The sequence below is a fragment of the Microcoleus pseudofavosus SVA1_A4 genome, from assembly GCF_036700565.1.
Lineage (GTDB): Bacteria > Cyanobacteriota > Cyanobacteriia > Cyanobacteriales > Microcoleaceae > Microcoleus.
Genome location: NZ_JAUBPE010000033.1, coordinates 1 through 19,798 on the forward strand (window position 1 = coordinate 1; position 19,798 = coordinate 19,798).

The 19,798-nt window shown below is 46.5% G+C and carries 14 protein-coding genes; 8 read left to right on the forward strand and 6 right to left on the reverse strand.

The genetic code is table 11. The features are described from left to right. Positions 1 to 126 precede the first annotated feature (126 nt). The 4 genes from QUA02_RS15815 to QUA02_RS15830 all read left to right on the forward strand — a co-directional run bounded on the left by QUA02_RS15815 (position 127) and on the right by QUA02_RS15830 (position 4,766). On the forward strand, positions 127 to 600 hold the full coding sequence (locus QUA02_RS15815) for a GatB/YqeY domain-containing protein (protein ID WP_333029136.1): 474 nt from the start codon (positions 127 to 129) through the stop codon (positions 598 to 600). Positions 601 to 938: 338 nt separating this feature from the next. Beyond that, the gene (locus tag QUA02_RS15820) at positions 939 to 2,576 is read left to right on the forward strand and encodes a protein kinase domain-containing protein (protein WP_333029137.1); all 1,638 of its coding nucleotides are present in this window, start codon (positions 939 to 941) and stop codon (positions 2,574 to 2,576) included. A 60-nt stretch (positions 2,577 to 2,636) separates the two neighbouring features. After that, entirely contained in the window at positions 2,637 to 3,344 is a 708-nt protein-coding gene (bioD, locus tag QUA02_RS15825) for a dethiobiotin synthase (RefSeq protein ID WP_333029138.1), read from the forward strand. A 204-nt stretch (positions 3,345 to 3,548) separates the two neighbouring features. Then, positions 3,549 to 4,766, forward strand: a complete 1,218-nt coding sequence (locus QUA02_RS15830; protein WP_333029139.1) for a M20 family metallopeptidase — start codon at positions 3,549 to 3,551, stop codon at positions 4,764 to 4,766. Positions 4,767 to 4,949: 183 nt separating this feature from the next. Here the strand turns inward: QUA02_RS15830 and QUA02_RS15835 are convergent, their stop codons facing one another. Both QUA02_RS15835 and QUA02_RS15840 read right to left on the reverse strand, forming a co-directional pair. After that, the gene (locus tag QUA02_RS15835) at positions 4,950 to 6,740 is read right to left on the reverse strand and encodes a serine hydrolase (RefSeq protein WP_333029140.1); all 1,791 of its coding nucleotides are present in this window, start codon (positions 6,738 to 6,740) and stop codon (positions 4,950 to 4,952) included. A 68-nt stretch (positions 6,741 to 6,808) separates the two neighbouring features. Beyond that, entirely contained in the window at positions 6,809 to 7,597 is a 789-nt protein-coding gene (locus QUA02_RS15840; protein WP_333029141.1) for a calcium-binding protein, read from the reverse strand. Between the two features lie 283 nt (positions 7,598 to 7,880). On the opposite strand from QUA02_RS15840, the gene QUA02_RS15845 reads away from it, so the two are divergent. Then, positions 7,881 to 9,236 carry an AAA-like domain-containing protein gene (locus tag QUA02_RS15845; protein WP_333029142.1) on the forward strand — a complete coding sequence of 452 codons (1,356 nt, stop codon included), beginning with the start codon at positions 7,881 to 7,883 and terminating at the stop codon, positions 9,234 to 9,236. On the opposite strand, the gene QUA02_RS15850 is transcribed toward QUA02_RS15845, so the two are convergent. Next, entirely contained in the window at positions 9,233 to 10,090 is an 858-nt protein-coding gene (locus tag QUA02_RS15850; RefSeq protein ID WP_333029143.1) for a calcium-binding protein, read from the reverse strand. The genes QUA02_RS15845 and QUA02_RS15850 overlap by 4 nt on opposite strands. An 80-nt stretch (positions 10,091 to 10,170) precedes the next feature. Continuing rightward, positions 10,171 to 11,031 (reverse strand): calcium-binding protein, encoded by an 861-nt coding sequence (locus tag QUA02_RS15855; protein WP_333029144.1) that lies wholly within the window; start codon positions 11,029 to 11,031, stop codon positions 10,171 to 10,173. A 298-nt stretch (positions 11,032 to 11,329) separates the two neighbouring features. Between QUA02_RS15855 and QUA02_RS15860 the strand changes: the two genes are divergently transcribed. Beyond that, on the forward strand, positions 11,330 to 15,016 hold the full coding sequence (locus QUA02_RS15860; RefSeq protein WP_333029145.1) for a WD40 domain-containing protein: 3,687 nt from the start codon (positions 11,330 to 11,332) through the stop codon (positions 15,014 to 15,016). Positions 15,017 to 15,048: 32 nt separating this feature from the next. On the opposite strand, the gene QUA02_RS15865 is transcribed toward QUA02_RS15860, so the two are convergent. Both QUA02_RS15865 and QUA02_RS15870 read right to left on the reverse strand, forming a co-directional pair. Further along, positions 15,049 to 16,029, reverse strand: a complete 981-nt coding sequence (locus QUA02_RS15865; protein ID WP_333029146.1) for an aldo/keto reductase — start codon at positions 16,027 to 16,029, stop codon at positions 15,049 to 15,051. Positions 16,030 to 16,096: 67 nt separating this feature from the next. After that, positions 16,097 to 17,488 (reverse strand): glycoside hydrolase family 10-like protein, encoded by a 1,392-nt coding sequence (locus QUA02_RS15870; protein WP_333029189.1) that lies wholly within the window; start codon positions 17,486 to 17,488, stop codon positions 16,097 to 16,099. A 247-nt stretch (positions 17,489 to 17,735) separates the two neighbouring features. Here QUA02_RS15870 and QUA02_RS15875 point away from each other — a divergent pair, with 247 nt between their 5' ends. After that, complete coding sequence (locus QUA02_RS15875) at positions 17,736 to 18,947, forward strand: slr1591 family oxidoreductase (protein ID WP_445305177.1); 1,212 nt, start codon at positions 17,736 to 17,738, stop codon at positions 18,945 to 18,947. Positions 18,948 to 19,065: 118 nt separating this feature from the next. After that, positions 19,066 to 19,725, forward strand: a complete 660-nt coding sequence (locus QUA02_RS15880; protein ID WP_333029148.1) for a DUF2834 domain-containing protein — start codon at positions 19,066 to 19,068, stop codon at positions 19,723 to 19,725. The last annotated feature ends 73 nt before the right edge of the window (positions 19,726 to 19,798 follow it).

Genomic DNA, 19,798 nt, shown 5'->3' on the forward strand with positions numbered 1-19,798 from the left:
AGCTAAAGATTCCATCCTGTTTTGAATAATGTTTTTGGATCTTGATCGCTACATCATACATCAATTCAGCAACGCCTCGGAGCATACTCCAGATTTTTGATATCGGGCAAAGCAAGGTAGAAATCGATGAGCTTAAGAGAACGCATTGACGCAGAGATCAAAACAGCCATGAAATCCAAGGACAAAGTTCGCTTGGAAACAGTTCGCGGCATCAAAAAATTTATTCTCGAAAAAGAAGTCAGCCTCCGCCCCTCCGGGCAAGACACGCTGACAGAAGCTCAAGAACTGGAAATTTTGATGCAAATAGCCAAACAGCGCCGGGACTCGATCGAACAATACCGCAAAGGCGGCCGCGAAGATTTAGTGGCACAAGAGGAGGCGGAGTTAGCAATTGTAGAAGAGTATTTGCCGCCGCAAATGTCAGACGAAGAAGTGAGTCAAGTCGTTGACGAAGTGATTGCCTCTGTTGGCGCTACTTCTGCAAAAGATATGGGCAAGGTGATGGGCAAGGCAATGCAGCAGCTTAAAGGCAAAGCAGACGGCAACAAAATTCAAGACATGGTGAAAGCAAAGCTTAGTCAGTTGACAGTTGACAGTTGACAGTTGACAGTTGTTAGTTGACAGTACCATCAGCAGTCATTCGATCGACCCCAAAACATCGGAAATGTAGGGGCAAACCCCTCGTGGTTGCCCCTCCTTAAATTTATAAAAAAAACTGGTTTCTGGAACTTGCGTAAAAAAACATAAAATGCTAACTTTGGTCGGGACTGAGACCTAAAGACAGTGAAGTATGCTATTGAGTGTTAAAGACCTAGCAGGATCGTCTATTTTTTAACACTGGACAATTAGCAATTGTTGATGAACGGGTTTAAATTCCCAGTCAACTGTCAACTGTCAACTGTCAACTGTCAACTATTTAACAGTTTCTACTTAAACTTATGCAGCCACCTATTGCTATTGGAACTCTCCTACAAAACCGCTACCGCTTGGTGAATATTTTAGGTCAAGGGGGATTTGGCCGGACTTATTTAGTAGAAGATTTGGGGCGGTTTCAAGAACGCTGCGCGCTGAAAGAATTGATTCCGGTGCAAAGCGGGCCTTACGTTTTGGAAAAATCGAAGGAATTGTTTCAAAGAGAGGCGGCAATTCTTTACCAAATTGGGCACCCGCAAATTCCCCAGTTTCGGGCAATATTTGAAGAGAACCAGCGTTTGTTTTTGGTGCAGGATTACGTGGAAGGGATGACTTACCGCGAACTGTTGCTCGATCGAACTTCAACAGGCCGCACCTTCACCGAAGCCGAAGTCTTGGTATTTATCCGGCAAATGCTGCCGGTACTGGCTCACATCCACGCCCGCGGCATCATCCACCGCGACATCTCGCCTGAAAATATCATCCGGCGCGAAAACGACCAAATGCCCGTACTGATTGACTTTGGAGTAGTAAAAGAACTCGCTACCAAAGTGCAGTCTCCCGAAGGCACAGCCCACGCGACAACTGTCGGTAAAATCGGCTACGCGCCGGTGGAACAGTTGCAAAGCGGGCGCGCCACTGCCAGCAGCGACCTCTACGCTTTAGCTGTAACGGCGATCGTCCTGCTGACGGGGAAAGAACCGCAGGAATTGCTCGATCGAACAACGCTGCAGTGGAATTGGCAGCAGCAAGTGCAGGTGAGCCCGGGTTTGGCTTTGGTGCTCAATAGGATGTTGAGCCGGTCTCCGGGCGATCGCTATCAATCTGTCAGCGAAGTCGCCCAAGCACTCGACGGCCAAACTAATCCTTACTCTAACCCGCAAACTGTACCGCCCGCGCCAGCAGCGGTTCAACCAGACCCTTCGCTAATCGCAACGGTGGCCGTGGGTCGCGCGCCTGAGCCGATCGCCCAGAGTTCCCACCCGCAAAACCAGCCAGACCCGCTAATTGAGCCGGCCGGCGGCTCTATTTGGGACAATCCCGTCGCTGCGATCGGTCTGCTGGCGGGCTTAGTAATCTTGACAGGCTTCGGTTCCTGGGCTTTAGTCGGCTCATTTCTCAACAACAATCCGCGCCCCAAACCCACTCCGACACCGCCAGAACTCACAAGTCCGACGCCGACACTAACTCCGGTACCAAACCCGCTACCTTTGCCAACCCCAACCCCGCAACCTTTGCCCACCCCAACCCCAGAACCTGTGCCGGAACCAACCCCAGAACCTGTGCCGGAACCAACCCCAGAACCTGTGCCGGAACCAACCCCAGAACCTTTACCGGAACCCACCCCAGAACCTGTGCCGGAACCCACCCCAGAACCGACCCCAGAACCGACCCCAGCGCCAACTCCGACACCAAAACCGACTCCCGCACCGACTCCCGCGCCCAAACCGACACCAAAACCGACTCCCGCACCGACTCCCGCGCCCAAACCAACACCCGCGCCAACACCCGCGCCAACTCCAGCACCAACTCCCGCGCCGTCGCCGGAACCCGCACCGTCGCCGGAACCAGCGCCAACTCCCGCACCGTCGCCGGAACCCGCGCCAACTCCTGCGCCGTCGCCGGAACCAGCGCCAACTCCCGCGCCGTCGCCGGAACCCTAGACTTCTGGCAAAATTCCCCTAGACTGATGTTGAGGCCAATTATTTGTTAGCTATTTGTCAATGAACTCCTTGCTAATTGCTGGAACTGATACCGACGCGGGCAAAACTGTTTTGACCAGCGCTCTGGCTGCTTATTGGCAAATGTATTTTCCCGATCGCAGTTTGGGAATTATGAAGCTGTTGCAAACGGGAACGGGCGATCGCGAACTCTACACCCGTTTGTTTGCCCTCGACCAATCCCCCGAAGAACTCAATCCGCTGCACTTCGGGGCGCCTCTAGCACCGCCGGTTGCCGCCGAACGGGAGGGGAGACATATCGAGCTGGAAAAGGTCTGGACGGCGTGGCAAAGCCTCTCTGAGCGCAAGGATTTTGTGTTGGTGGAAGCTTTGGGAGGGCTGGGTTCGCCTGTAACCCGGGAACTGACGGTGGCCGATATTGCCAGGGATTGGCGGCTGAGGGGAGTGTTGGTGGTACCTGTGAGGTTGGGGGCGATCGGGCAAGCTGTGGCGAATGTTGCTCTCGCCAGACACACTGGTTTTAAGCTTAGAGGTATTGTGCTTAATTGCGTTCAAGCTTATTCTGAAGAAGAAATTACCGATCTCGCACCGGTTGATTTGATCCAATCCCTAACTCAAATGCCTGTGTTAGGTATTTTGCCGCATTTAGATGACCCGACTGACCTTGCCAAATTAGCTAAAGTTGCTTCACAATTAGATTTGGAGCGCTTATTGCCTGGGGTTAATTTAGTTTCTAAGATTTCTAAATAACTGTACTCTCAACACCTCTGTTGCTCATTCTTCTCTTCCTCTGCGTACTCTGCGCCCTCTGCGGTTCATTTTAAAAAAATCTCCTGCACAACTCAGATAGGATTGAAGAAGATTTTATTTTAACCGCAGAGACCGCAGAGACCGCAGAGAAAGAGAAGAGAGAGTTTCACAAATTATTCAGAATTGCTATAAGGAGAATGAAAAATGGTTTCTACTTTACCGAATTTAACTTCTGTCAATTTATCTCAATTGCGGCTTGAGATTAGAAATTTGCAGCCTCAGCTAGTCGAATGGCGCCGCCTTTTGCACCAAAAGCCGGAGTTGAGTTTTCAGGAAAATTTAACGGCGCAATTTGTCTCGCAAAAGTTGCAGGAATGGGGAATAGATCGTGAAACTAATATTGCTAAAACTGGGATTGTCGCAACTATAGACAGCGGCAAACCGGGGCGGGTTTTGGCAATTCGGGCTGATATGGATGCTTTGCCGATTCAAGAGGAAAATGAGGTGGATTATCGATCGCAGCATAAGGGAATTATGCACGCTTGCGGCCACGACGGCCACACTGCGATCGCCCTCGGTACTGTTTGTTATCTCGCAAAGCACAAACACAGCTTTTCGGGTAAAGTAAAAATGATCTTTCAGCCCGCCGAAGAAGGCCCAGGGGGCGCAAAACCGATGATTGAAGCGGGAGTTTTGAAGAATCCTGATGTTGATGCGATCGTCGGCTTGCATTTGTGGAACAATCTACCTTTAGGCACTGTAGGCGTTCGCAGCGGTGCGCTGATGGCGGCTGTAGAAACTTTTGACTGCACGATTTTTGGCAAAGGCGGACACGGTGGAATGCCGCATCAGACTGTAGATGCGATCGTAGTTACAGCCCAAATTGTCAGCGCTTTACAGGCAATTGTCGCCCGGAACATTGACCCGATCGACTCAGCGGTAGTAACTGTCGGCAAATTCCACGCAGGCCACACCCACAACGTGATTGCAGACACCGCTCAAATCGGCGGCACCGTGCGCTATTTCAATCCAAAATATCAAAGTTATTTTGACAAGCGAATAGAGCAAATAATTGCCGGAATTTGTCAGAGTCACGGGGCAAATTACAAATTCGATTATTGTTCGCTTTACCCGCCAGTTATTAATGATTCGAGAATAGCTGAATTGGTGCGTAGCGTTGCAGAATCGGTTGTAGAAACTCCTGCGGGAATAGTGCCGGAATGTCAAACAATGGGGGGCGAGGATATGTCGTTCTTTTTGCAAGAAGTCCCCGGTTGCTATTTCTTTTTAGGTTCGGCCAATCCAGAGAAAAATTTGGCTTACCCGCACCATCACCCGCGATTTGATTTTGATGAAACTGCCTTGGGGATGGGTGTAGAAATGTTTGTGCGGTGCGTGGAAAATTTTTGTGCGAGAGATTAAAAGCAATTTCTAAGTTTGTAGGGAGGACTTCAGTCCTCTCTTTTTGTGGTAGCGCCGGAATGATATAGAGGACACGGCAGTGCCGTTTCCCTACCGCGATTAATTGTAGGGACACGGCACTGCCGTGTCCTGATTTCGGGTAATATTAATTCCGATGCCACCGAAATTGATATTATGGTACTATTAAGGCGCGATCGCCTCCCAATTAACCTGAGAAACTCCGTACAAAATAAAATTATTCAACATTCCGTAAGCATCCCCGCAATTGTAACTTTTAGCCTCTACACATTTGCGATCGGCATTTTGATTTACAGCCACAAAAATATCGACTCCATCCGGCAAATTACCCGAATACATCATCAACTTGCCAAAATCATCAAGGATGCGACCTTTATCGTCCAGCGGCGGCAATTTCCACTCTTTAGGATTGCGATTTCCCCCTAACTGAATAGCCCAAGCATGAGTGCCGTCAAGCGCTCCATTGTGCGCGGTATATCGATTCCAAACATTATTTCGCTTCTCCCCGATGCGCGGGTTATTTTCATAACCACCTACCCAATATTCAGACATAAATTTGAGAAAAACTTCAGCTTCCGCAGCAAGCGAACCAGTACCGGGTACCAAATCTGTGTTTCTGCTGCTAAAAGGAACCCGACCCAAATTCCAAGACCAATTTATCGTCCCAGGCTGCGGATTTAGCCAAGTAGAAAAATCGCACAAGCTGCCCTTCCAGATGCAGTGCGGCCGCTTCACATCCCATCCTTTCCAATAATAAGTCTGCCCGTTCCAATCGCGTTTATCTGGTTCGCGATCGGCAATATTTTCTACTCCTTGGCTCATGAAAATTCCCCTCGCAGCCGTAGTAGAAATTCCTAACTCCGCTTTAAAAAAAACTTCTAAAGCCGAACCTTGATGAGTTTCTAATTTACCCATTTTAGCCGCATATCTGCCGGAAGCTACCAACTGCTGCAAAATAACTGTAGGAAATGCCGGACTGGTATTGGAATAGTGATATTGACCGAGAGGATACTGAAGGCATCGCCCTGCTAAAATCTGCATAGTTTCTGCTAAAGTAGGACTGGGCAAAAAATAGCCGGCGTTAGGAGAAATGCCGAGTTGATTTTTAGCTGAACTGATAGATTTGTAGCCCCACTCATTGACAAGTAACTGTTCTTGTGATTGAAAATCGGCTGGAGTTTTCAGATTGCGAAGCACGGGCAAATTTGCGGTGATATCTTCACCGTATCTGGGCGCGCTCCGCTGAAGTCCCGATCGGTGGGATAATAAGTGTCCCAGGGTGACGTTTTGCCACTGTTTGTCTGCAAATCCCGTGTTGAGATTGGCACAGTTTTTGTCTTTCACGGCAAGGGGAAATTTCACTTTTCCCGAAAATACGGCGTGCAAATTCTTAGGAATAATTGCTACTGGATATTGTTTGTTCAAACCGGGAATTAGCGGCGGATAATGCTCTGGATCGAACAATTTCATCCCTTCAATTTGGTCGTCAGTCAGTTCTAAATTTGTGCGATCGCGCGCTGTCTGTTTCAGGGCCCAGCGCACCATTGCAAAGGTAACAGGCTTGCTGATGCTGCCCATACGCATGGGGGTATCTGCGGCTACCGGGGGAGCCAGAGGAGCCTGCATATCGTCGCCGCAAGCCGGATTTACATTATTAGTCGATCGGCCTTTCATGCGGCCTAGACCCCAAACACCCACGGGTTTACCTTTAACAGAAACACCGAGTACGGCCGCACCGACGCACCGATGCTGCATGAATTGTGTTAGGGATTGTAAAATAGGCTGGAGTTGCGCGTCGCCGCTACCGCTAACGGGGATGCCTTCTGACGCTAAAGCTATGTTGTTGGACTCGTCGTAAAGCTTTCCCAAGCCTCCTAGGAGGATAGCTGAAAGTAAGGTCAAACTTGTGTAGAAAAATCTGCTTAATTTTTGTCGATCGCCCGAATTATTCATCATAAAAAACTCCGGTTAAAATAATGTAGGGCGGTGCTCCGCTGCCCGCCCTTTGACAGCGATCGTTGACACTATACGGGGATGGGAGGCGCCGAGAAGAATACTTGATTGGGGTTAACATTACTTAAGTTTGTATCTTGTACAACGCCAATCAAATTGTCCTTGTAGAAGATACCAGTATCTTGAGCCTTGTTGCCGTTCCAATCGCCTGGTTTGAGGGAATAGCCGTCCGCTAACTTGCCTTTAATTTGGATTTTATCTAGACCTAAAGTAAAATCCGTAATTGTCGCGTGGCCAGTTCCGAGGTAGTAAACGTTATCAACGTTACCGAGCACAAATGTGTCGGCTCCCGCGCCCCCGGCGAGAGAATCGGATTCGCTGCCGCCGCCTATACCGTTACCAGCCCCCGAAAAATTAGCACCGTCAAGGTAATCGCTACCGTCCCCGCCGATGAGATAATCTTTGCCGCTTCCTCCGAATAGATAATCGTTGTGAAGCCCTCCCGATAGCGTATCTTTACCTGCGCCTCCGTATAATCTATCCTCGCCAGCATCGCCTGTTAAATAATCGTTGCCGTCATCGCCATTTAATTTATCGTTGCCGAAGCCGCCGTCTAATTTATCGTTGCCGGCACCGCCATTTAATTCGTCCTCTCCGAAGCTACCGTCAAGCAAGTCATCTCCAGCGCGACCGAACAATTTATCGTTGCCTTCATAGCCGTAGATTGTATCATTTGCAATCAGAATTTGACCTTGACCGTCGATCGTAAAATCGTCTCCTACTAGGGATTTGTGGAATTGACCGTTGCCGTTGACTGTGTTGTTGTCGTCGAATTGAGTACCGTTGATAACTGATGACATTGCTGTTGCTCCTGTTTGTTTTCAAATTGGTGCAAGGGTGAGGGCAACTCAACTAACTTGCTTGATATCTCCTAGTTTCTCTTCTAACAAAGCAACCGACAATGGGAATAAAATCAGGTGTTTAAATCAGTCCAAAAATGGCGGCTAGCAGTGATTGATAGTAAAAACTCAGGTTAAATCAGTTAAAATAGGGAAAAGTCAGGGTGACTTTTTCATGCAGGAACAATATATCTCTTGTCATAGTCTGCATATTTACGTATATACGTACTCTCCGGCGAAGTCCATGAACTCAGAATTAGAATTCTCTTGGAGCAAAACCAAAGATGCTGCCGATCGCATTTTTGCTCAAAACACCGGCAAACATCTCAGCGACATCGAAATGAAAGTCCTTCAAGGTTCCTGGGAAGGCAAAAGTTACGACGAAATCGCCAAAACTTACGGCTACAGTGCTGAATACCTCAACAAAGATGTCGGCAATAAATTGTGGCACAAGCTTTCAGACGCATTAGGAGAAAAAATCACTAAGAAAAATTTTAAAGAAGCTTTGAAAAGAGCGGCGTCACCAGAATCCAGTCCATCTATTAACACAAATCTCCCCTCGCAAACTCTACCTATAGTAGCAAACTTGCAGTTTCCCGAAGGGTCGGTAGCATTAGACTCTCCTTTTTATGTAGAGCGTTGCAACATTGAATCTCTGTGCTGCGAGACAGTTGTGAAACCCGGTTCGCTGATTCGGATCAAAGCACCGGAAATGATGGGCAAAACTTCATTGATGAACCGAATTTTAGCTTGCGCCCAGGGGGAGAACTATCACGCAGTTTATCTCGATTTGAGCGCCGCAGACCGAGGAATATTAACAAATTTGGATAAATTTCTGCGCTGGCTGTGTTTGATGGTAAGCCGGCAGTTAAAGTTAGAAAACAAGTTAAACGAATATTGGGATACGGATATTTTGGGCAGCAACGATAACTGTACGGTTTACTTTGAAGAGTATCTGCTAGCAGAAACAGAAACTCCTCTGGTTTTGGGATTGGATGAAGTCGATCGCATATTTCCCTACACAGAAGTAGTTGAAGACTTTCTGGGGATGCTGCGAAGCTGGCACGAAAAAGCCAAGATTTCGGATGTCTGGAAAAAACTGCGGTTGGTAATGGCGCATTCTACGGAAGTTTATATTCCCTTGGACATGAATCAATCTCCGTTTAATGCCGGGGTTCCCATTGAATTGCAAGAGTTTGACAGCCAGCAAATTTACGATTTAGCTCGTTTGCACGGCTTGGATTGGGATGAGGGGCAGTTGCGAGAGTTAATAAGTGCGATCGGCGGACATCCTTATTTAGTAAGATTGGCAATGTATGAGATTAGTTGTGGCAAAATCTCATTAACTCAGCTATTAAAAAATGCGGCATCAGAATCTGGAATTTACAGCAGTCATTTGCGAAAGCATTTGGAAATACTGCAACACAATCCAGAATTAGCTTTAGCTTTGAAAAAAGTTGTCAATTCTGCCGAACCAGTGGAATTAGATTCAATGCAAATTTACAAATTGCACAGCATGGGAATTGTGCGGCGGCAAAACAATTATGTCATGCCGCGTTGCAACTTGTACCGCGAATATTTCTGCCGCGTTTTAGGTTAAAAAGCGGAGATGAACACCTGATTGGGGTTGACATTGGTAATATTTTGGTCTTGCACAACACCAATCAAATCACCCTTGTAGAAGACTCCAGTGTCTTGGGCATTGCTACCTTCCCAGTTGCCAAGTCCAAGCGAATAACCGTCTGTTAGAATGCCTTGAATTTGGATTTTATCGGTTTGAGCTAAACTAAAGTCCGTAAGTGTGGCGTAGCCATTTCCGAGGTAGTAAACGCTATTTGCGTCACCCAACACGAAGGTATCCTTTCCAATGTCACCCGTGAGGGTGTCGAATTCATTTTGCCCAAAGCCGAAACCAGTAAGTTGATCGTTACCGCTTCCGCCGTATAGAATGTCGTTGCCCGTACCGCCAAGTAAAGCATCGTCTAAAGTACCGCCAATCAGCAGATCGTTACCAAGGCCGCCAACTAGATAATCGTAGCCAACGCCGCCATATAAAGTGTCATTACCAGCCCCACCATCGAGAACGTCGTTGTTAGCCCCACCATCTAGATAGTCATTTCCACCAAGACCCAACAATATATCGCTTCCTGCATCACCATAGATTGTGTCAGATCCCAGCGTTAATACAGGGCCATTGGGGCCTTGCATCCATTCAGGATCTTTACCAACTAACTTGGGTCGGAATTGACCGTTATTGAAGGTATCGTCGTCATTGAAAGGGGTTCCATTAATAATTGCCATTTCAGTTGCTCCTTGTTCTTCAAAATTAGGGCGTAGAGATTGAGCGAAACCCACGTAGGTGAATTTTGTTTGTTTAGGCAAAGGTGCAAGTTCGATGACGGGCGTCGCCACATTCGACTTGCACCCAGACGAGCGGTTTCCAACCGCAGGCAAGCGGGGTATTTTCTCTTAAGTTGACACGCCAAGAATGGGCGGAGCGAAGCGGAGGGTGTGCAGCGCCCCTACAGATACAATTACACAAAGGACAGGGTTAAATCCGCAGCCATGTTATCTGAAACTACGGCAATCATGTCACCTTGATAAAATATTTTCGTGTCTTTCAGAGAGTCATTGCCGTAATCGTAGTAGCCCGATACAAATTCGTAGTCTTGCTTTTGACCGACCATCAAAATTGCATCTCCATCGGCTTTCTTAAAGTCCCGAATAATTGCATAAGCGTGCTCGCCTAAGCCATCTAAGTAAGGAACTTCAAACTCTGGGCCGTCGATAACTAGCGAGAATGTATCGGCTCCCGAACCGCCAATTAAGGTATCGACTTCATAATAATCGTATCCTCCGTCATTATTGCTGTGACCGATGAGAATGTCATTGCCGCTATTGCCTTCTAGCCAATCGGAATCGCCACCGCCATAGACTTTATCATTGCCAGTACCGCCAAATAGGAAGTCGTCACCGTCAAGGCCTTTGAGTGTATCTGCACCGCCACCGCCAAAGATTGCATCGTCCGTGTAATGCTTTCCTACTAGGTAGTCATTTCCTGGCGTTCCCGGTATGGTGTTAGGATTGGGTACGCCGCCGATTTTATCGATGCTGCCGAACAAACGGTTAGTAGAATCATCTTCTTCCCGAGGACGATCGGTCAAGTCTTCAAAAGCACCGAATTTATTGTGATTGGGATTCGGCGGTTTACCTGCATCGGGGTCTTCCGTCCGGGGAACATCGGTAAAGTCTTCAATCAAACCGAATTTATTAGGCTTAGGATTCGGATTATCTGAATCAGGGTCTTCCTTCCGGGGAACGTCGGTCAAGTCTTCAATTAAATCGAATCTCAGGGTAGAAATGTTAGCGTCGGCGATCGTTCTAAATTCTGTCATGGTAGTAATCCTATTTATGAGTGTATTCTGAGTTTGTCAAAGCGCTAAGTGTTTGTATTTGTTTGCTGCACCTTTCGCTTTCTGTTATCAGTGTCTTCGTAAAACTATTGAACTGCAATGGTGATAAAATCAGGTATTATAGGAACTGATAAAGAGCTTCGCACTCGGAATTAATCGGAAAAAATCAGGTGTACCCTGACAAAGCATTATCAAAATCAGCAAAAATCAGGTTTTTTGGTAAATCTCTACATAGTTACGTTTGCGATCGTACAATCAAATCTAAATATGGGTGCAAGCAATGATGAAAGAATCTCCCGTTAGCGATGAATATCAGATTGGCGGAAGTCTCGCAGCAGATGCGTCAAGTTACGTGACGCGGCAAGCAGACTTGGACTTTTACGAATGTTTGAAAGCAGGTGAGTTTTGTTACGTGCTGAATTCGCGCCAAATGGGCAAATCTAGTTTGCGGGTGCGGGCGATGCGAAGGCTGCAAGCTGAAGGCACTGTTTGCGCTTTTATCGATCTAACAGGTATTGGTAAGGAAAATGTAACTCCCGAAAAATGGTATGCAGGAATTGTCAATTCTTTAGTCAGTAGCTGTCAGCTAACTAATAAAATTAATTGGCGGAATTGGTGGCGCGATCGCCGGGACTTACTGTCGCCACTCCAGCGGTTTAGTTTGTTTATTGAAGAAGTTGTTTTAGTTGAAGTTTCACAAAATATAGTTATTTTTATTGACGAGATAGATCGAGTATTGAGCATGAATTTTTCTGCGGATGAGTTTTTTGCTCTGATCCGCTGGTTTTACAATCAAAGAGTTGACAATCCTCTCTACCGCAGGCTGACTTTTGCGCTGTTGGGAGTGGCAACTCCTTCGGATTTGATTGCTGATAAAACTCAAACTCCTTTTAATATTGGTAGGGCGATTAATTTAGGCGGTTTTGTGATTGGTGAAGTGCGGCCTTTGATGGATGGTTGGCGGGGGCTGGTTGACAATCCTGAAAGTGTCATGGCCCAGATATTGGATTGGACGGGGGGACAACCTTTTTTGACGCAAAAGCTGTGCAAGTTGGTGTTGGAAAATCAGTTGCAGAGAGTTAACCGCAGCGGGGCAGAGGATAGCCGGAAAGACTTGCAGGTTGGGGGCTTAGTGAAGTTGCGGGTTGTTGAGAATTGGGAGTCTCAGGATGAGCCGGAGCATTTGAAAACTATTCGCGATCGACTTTTGAGAAATCAGCAAAAAGCCGGACAGCTATTGGGGCTTTACCAGCAAATCTTGGAATCCATGAACCCCCCCCAACCCCCCCTCAGCAAGGGGGGGCTAAGTGCTGCTCTATTTCCCTTGAGCAAAGGTGAGCTAAATTCTGTTCTTGCTCCCCCCCTTAGCAAGGGGGGGCTGGGGGGGATTCTTGCTGATAGCAGTCCCGAACAAACCGAACTGCGGCTGTCAGGTTTAGTGGTGCAACAGCAGGGAAGATTAAAAGTTTACAACCGAATTTATGCCGAAGTTTTCAATCTGGAATGGGTGGAAAAACAGCTAGGAAAGCTGCGGCCTTATTCGGAAACTTTTAATGCTTGGGCTGCTGCTAATTTTGAGGATAATTCGCGTCTGCTGCGGGGAAATGCGCTGCAAGAAGCTCTGGAATGGTCGAGGGATAAAAATTTAAGCCATCTGGATTACCGCTTTTTAGCAGCATCTCAAGATTGGGAAAAGCGAGAATTTAAACTGGCTTTAGATGTTAAAGAAGAAGAAAGTCATATATTAGCAAAAGCCAATGATACTTTAGTTTCGGCTCAACAACAAGCGAAAGTAAAATTAACTCAAGCCAAGCGCAGGGCTACCCGCATCATTGCGATCGGTTCTGTAGTTTTGGGGATTTCTATAATCACAGCAATCTCGATTCAATTACAAGTAAAAAAAGCCCAACAGGAACTCGCCGAAAAACAAGTAGTCCTGCAAACTTTATTTTCTAAAGCAGATTTGGTTTCAGATCCTTTTGCAGCACTGCTGAAAGCATTACAAGCAGCGCAAAAGATGAAAAAATTAGAACCATCAGCCACCAACGAGACACAGATGCAGGTAATGAGAGGACTGCAACAAGCAATATATCATGTTAGAGAAAGCGATCGCGCGATCGGTCATCGCGGCGCTATCAAAAGTGTGACTTTCAGTCCCGATGGCAAAATTTTTGCTTCTGCTAGCGAGGATGGTACGGTAAAACTGTGGAATGCTAGACCAGCGACATTGATATCAACCCTGACAGGACATACTGGTAGAGTTACGAGTGTGAGTTTTCATCCTAATGGCAAGATTTTGGCTTCGGGAAGTGAAGATGGTACCGTCAAGTTGTGGGATGTAACGCACAGCACTTTAATTAAAACTATTAAGGCTCATCATAGCTGGGTGCGAGCTGTTAGTTTTAGTCCTGACGGTCAAATTTTTGCTTCCTGTAGCTCCGCTGGTTTTATCAATTTGTGGAAAACAGCAGATGCTACGTTATTAAAAACTCTAAAAGGGCATACCCATAGCGTTAACCATATTAGTTTTAGTCCCAATGGTAAAACTCTCGCTTCTGCAAGTTTTGATACAACCGTGAAGCTGTGGAATATTGGCGATGGAACCCTGGTAAATACTCTGAAAGATCATAAAAGTCATACCAGAAGTGTCAGTTTTAGTCCCGACGGTAAAAGCTTAGCTTCTACCGATGAAGAAGGCATAGTGAAACTGTGGAATGTAGCAGATGGAACTTTAGTGCAAAACCTCCCAACCCATCGCAGGGCTGTCTGGAGTGCAATTTTTAGTCCTGATGGCAAAACTCTAGCCACTATCAGTTCCGATAGTACCGTAAAGTTGTGGAATTTAGAGGATATAAACGACAACAGAACCGAACCGCAACTTCTCAAAGGACATCGCGGGAGAATTATGAGTATCGGTTTTAGTCCAGATGGCAAAACTCTGGTTTCTGGAAGTTTTGATAGTGCAATCAAGCTCTGGAATTTAGAGGTTAGGGAACCGCAAACCATTAAAGGAAATAGCGCTAATGTTCAAGCTGTAAGTTTTAGTCCCGACGGTAATATGTTAGCTTCCGGTAGCGACGACTTTAAAATCAAGCTGTGGAATAGCAAAAATGGTACTTTACTCCAAACTCTTAACGGTCATCTAGACGGGGTGCTAAGTGTTAGTTTTAGTCCCGATGGTAAGATGTTAGCTTCCGCCAGTGCTGACAAAACAGTGAAGTTGTGGAACGTGCAAGATGGTAGATTGCTAAAAACTCTCAACGGTCATCGTGCTTGGGTTAGGAGAATTCGCTTTAGTCCAGATGGGAAGACCTTAGCTTCTGGCAGTTCTGATAGTACGGTAAAACTTTGGAATGTAGCAGATGGTAGTTTGCTGAAAACCTTTAAAGAACCTCGCAGTATTGTAACTGATTTAAGTTTTAGTTTAGATGGCAAATCTCTAGCTGTGTCTTGTTCTGACGGTGATATAATGCTATTAAATTTAAAAATAGCTACTTTGACGCAGGCTTTTCCTGCCCATAGCGGTTGGGTAAATACCATTAGTTTTAGTCCAAATGGTAAAATCTTAGCTTCTGGTGGTTCGGACAGTAGAGTCAAACTGTGGAATGCAGAAAATGGCAGCTTGTTGTTCACCCTAGAAGGACATTTATCTGATGTAAGTAATATCAGTTTTAGTCCGGATGGCAAGATTTTAGCTTCCTCTAGTGATGACGGTACTGTGAGGGTTTGGAATGTAGAAAATGGTCGAGAAATTTCAACGCTAGAAGGGCATCTCGGTAGAGTTACTAGCGTTATGTTTAGTCCAGATGGTAAAACACTGGCTTCTGCTGGGATTGACAATACTATCAAGTTGTGGAATTTAGAACTCGATCTAGATATTTTAATCGGGCGGGGTTGCTTGTGGCTAAGAGATTACCTTGTCACTCATCCTGAAGCAGAAATCAGGGAAATTTGCCGAAAGAGGTAATGGGTAATAGCTACTGAACTACGAACCTATTATTACTTAGTTTGAAAGATATTCTGCACCATTTTTTTATCTGCACTCGCCGCCGCTTTATCCAATTCTTCAATCTCGCCGCCATCTAATTTCCACCCCAAAGCACCAATATTATCCCTCGCCTGTCCCGCAGATTTAGCCCCCGGAATCGGCATAGTTTCTTTGCAGATGCACCAGTTGATTGCTACCTGCGAAACAGTCTTGTTTCTGAATGTCGCTATTTCTCGCAAACACTCTAAAAGCGATCGCATTCCCGGAAGTAGCTGCTTGCACGCCAAACCTCGAATACCTTTAGGAAACGCGCCGTTTTCCGAATATTTACCCGTCAGCAACCCCAAGGCTAGAGGACTGTAAGCAATCAATTTTATCCCCAATTCATCGCAAACATCTTTCAATCCGAGTTCTGTCACCGGATAGGTAGAAAGTAGCGAATATTGCACTTGTAATGTAACAATAGGAATTTGGCGATCGCTAAATTTCTGATGCACCCATTTCAGCCGTTTCGGCCCGTAATTAGACAAGCCCACTCCCTTAACCAAGCCTTGCTCGTACAGGTCAGCCAAACCGTCTAAAAGAGCCCCCTCTTGCCAAGGAGCGTAATTGGCTGTAGACCAGTGCATTTGCACCAAATCTACATTTTTTCCGAGGCGCGAAGCAGAGGCTTTACCCGCCGATATCATTGATTGTCGCGTCAGTCTCCAAGGATAAGCCGCGAGTTTTGTCGCAATACAAATACTGTCTTTATTTGCACCTTGATATTGTTGATAAAACTGCCCCAAAAGCTGCTCGCTGCGTCCGTTTAATTTCCCGGTTCCGTAAGAGTCGCCTGTATCGAATAAAGTCACGCCATTACTGACACAAAGATTGAAAGCGGCTTGCAATTCGCCGTCCATACTTTCATCGTAGCCCCAAAGCAATCTGTTGCCCCAGGCCCAAGTGCCGCAGCCCATTTTTGGTAGTAAAAGTTTTTGGTTAGTTGGCATTTTTATTAATGATTAATGATTGAGATCGCGGTAAGGTGCGCAATGCGCACCCTACTTTTTAAATCTTTTACGTGGTTGGCGAGGGGGAAGGTGCGCTGTTTTTGGTAGGTCGATCCGGCTTAGCTTTGGGGTCGGGCTTGGGTGGCGGTGGCGGAGGGAAAGTAGCCGCGCGTCTGGGTATTTGTAGCGCTGTTCGGAATGCAGAAGACGGGAAGAAAGCACTAAATTGAGAAAGCCGATCGGCAATTGGTTCTGGCGCATATTCCCACAAGCTTTCGTAGTAAAAGAAAGCGACGCCTAAGCCGTATTCTTGGACTGCTTGCACCTGAGATTTAATTTGCTGAATCGGTACTGGGCTATTTCTCAAACCTGTCATAATTCCAACTGCGGTGGGAATCTTTTGCTGTGCTTCTTGCATTTCTGGACGGTTAATCTTGCCGACAAACGATTCTAGATTGGGACGGTACACTTGCACTATTAGCTCGTCGGCAATATCCAAACGCACCCAAGCCAGCCAATCTTGCAGGTGATGTTTGTAAGCAAATTCGTAGTAATTGGGAGAAATAGAGAAAATTGCATTGGGTTTGATTGCTTTGACGGCTTGATTTAGCTGCGACATAAAAGCGGTAATTTTATTAGCTCGCCATTGCACCCATGCTGGATTTTGAAAATCTTTTGGCGGAGCTTTTTTTGTTTCTTTGGTATACAAAGCAACTGTGTAGTCATCGTAGCCAAATTCCGAGGGCAAACTCATGTGATCGTCAAATTGGATACCGTCGGCGTTGTATTGAGTGGTGATTTCTAGTACGAGTTCGGTAATGAATTGCTGCACTTCTGGATGAAAGGGATTGAGCCAAACTAATTCGCCGCCGGCGTCGTTTGATGTTTGGCTGCCGTCCTGTTTTTGTGTCAGCCACTCGGGATTATTTAAGGCTAATTCTGATGTGGGAGGAGCCATGAAGCCAAACTCAAACCAAGGAATTACTAGCAGGCCTTGGCGGTGAGCTCGATCGATTAAATCTGCGAGCATATCTTGTCCGTCTAACCCTCTGTAAACAAAGGGTTGAATGTCTCTTTGCTGCGCTACATAGCTGGGATACATTGCATAGCCAGAATTCCAGACTACAGGATAAATAGTGTTGAAATTTAACCGCTTTAGTTGGCTGACAGCATCTCCTAGTTTGCGGCGATCTCTGAGGATGTCTTTGTCGTTTGTCGTCATCCAAACGCCGCGAATTTCCTGGCGGGGTTGCTGGGCGATCGCCGGAATCAAGTTGTTCGCCAGCAATACTATAATCAATGAGAGGGCAAACAGAAGCGGTAAAAGAGTTTTAATCGATCGCTGCCAACTGCGCGGAATGATGCGTAATGTCATAGTTTTGAATGGTGAGTTAGCTATCCAAACACACCCCGGCATAATTTGGTGGTAAAATTTGCTCGCTCTACAGTCTACAGGTATTTGCGCTGATTTGGCGATCGCAACTGAGCCAAGTATCATCTGCGATACAGAGGGTAAGCCAGAGCATTCTGTCTAACTGCTGAGAAATCATTAATTACGCACTGCAAGCTCTCCTTACCGGACAGTGTGGCCCAAGGAGTGCGAGTGCTGTACAATATCGGTGCTGGAACATTTCGATCGAACATCTTTAATTGTGAAAGATTTAGTCTTAATTGGCGGCGGTCACAGTCATGCTATTGTATTAAAAATGTTTGGCATCAAACCGCTGCCAGGTGTGCGTTTGACTCTGATTAGCGACGTGCTGCACGCGCCTTATTCGGGGATGCTGCCGGGACACGTTGCCGGGTTTTACGGTTATGATGAATGTCACATCGATTTGCGATCGCTCGCGGAATTTGCCGGATGTCAAATATTAATCGATCGGGCGATCGCGATCGACTTTAACAAAAATTTAGTTATTTGTCAAACTCGCCCTCCGGTTAATTTTGACTTGCTTTCTGTGGATATCGGCAGCACTCCTGCGACTTTATCTGTACCGGGTGCCACAGCTTATGCAATTGCAGCTAAACCCGTACCGGAGTTTTTAGCTAGCTGGAATCAGTTAATTTCCGCAAGGCAAAACCATCCCCAAAAACCGCTGCGGATCGCCATTGTGGGTGGCGGTGCCGGCGGCGTAGAATTAGCATTAAATATGCAATCTCGATTGGGGAAGGAAGGCAACCCCCCCCTACCCCCAAGGGTAGAAAAAAGAGAGAAGAAGGAACAAAAATCCGACAAATTATCATCAGAAATTCATTTGTTTCATAGCGGTGCTGAATTAATGCCGGGACATAACAAACGGGTGCGTCGCCGCCTGAAAGAAATTTTGATTAGTCGTGGGATTAAACTGCATTTAATGGAAAAAGTTAGTGCTATAGAAAAGCCAGAAACGATTGACATAGAAGATAATCAAGAATGCCCGATGCCCAATGCCCAATGCCCAATGCCCAATGCCAAAATTTCCTGTAAATCAGGTTTAGAATTAGAGTGCGATCGCATTTTTTGGGTGACACAAGCATCGGCAGCCAATTGGATCGGAGAATCCGGTTTAGCAGCCGACTCAAACGGCTTTATGCAAGTCAACGATTGCCTGCAATCCGTCTCTCACCCCAACGTATTTGGGGCTGGCGATATCGCTGCGATGGTTAATTATCCGCGTCCCAAAGCAGGCGTGTTTGCCGTGCGTCAGGGCAAACCGCTGTTTGAAAATTTGCAGCAGTTTTTATTGGGAAAACGGCTGAAACCCTTTGCACCGCAGGAACAATATTTGGCCTTAATCGGTACTGGGAATAAACGGGCGATCGCATCTCGCGGATCTTTCATGTGGGAATCGGCGCTGCTGTGGTACTGGAAAGATTGGATCGATCGCCAATTTATGCAAAAATTTAGCAATCTACCCAAAACCAGCAATATTAAATAGCAATACGTTCCGATCTAATCTCCTCTTCCTCTGTGTCCTCTGCAGTTAACAAAAAAAAGTCTCTTTCAAAAATCATCGATCGTTGCTATAGTAATATTAGAAGTAAAGAAAACTCACTATGTTCAGAAAAATTGGATTTGGGCTGCTGTGGATTGCATTTACCACCTACGCCTTTGTATTTGCACCACCCGACAGCCCAGAAACGATCGCACTAATTACAAATCTTTCCACAGGCAAAATAGCAGACATCAACCCTTTAATTGTAGCGTTGTTCAACATCATGGGAGTCTGGCCGCTCATCTACAGTTGCGTGCTGTTTGCTGACGGCAGGGGGCAGAAAATACCTGCATGGTTATTTGCCACTTTATCCTTTGGCGTCGGCGCATTTGCCTTGCTGCCTTATTTAGCCCTGCGAGAACCTACTCCAGAATTTTCGGGCACTAAAAACGTCTTTTTAAAGGTATTAGACTCCCGTTTTACTGCCATTGTCCTAACATTAGGCGCTGCTGCTTTAGTTTCCTTTGGCTTGACAAAAGGCGATTGGTATGATTTTATTGGGCAGTGGCAAAGCAGCCGCTTTATCCACGTAATGAGTTTGGATTTCTGTATGCTTTCGGTGTTGTTTCCGGCATTGCTGGCAGACGACATGGCCCGCCGAGGAATGCAGAATGCGGCAGCATTTTGGGCAGTAACATTAGTGCCGCTGTTCGGGCCGCTGGCTTATCTGTGCACGCGCAAGTCGTTGCCAGAAAATGCTGCGGAAACTGTTACAAATTAGACAGCATTGCCGACAATTATCAGTTTACTTTAGGACTCAATGCTATCATACTAGAAACAGGCTTTCTGGCCTA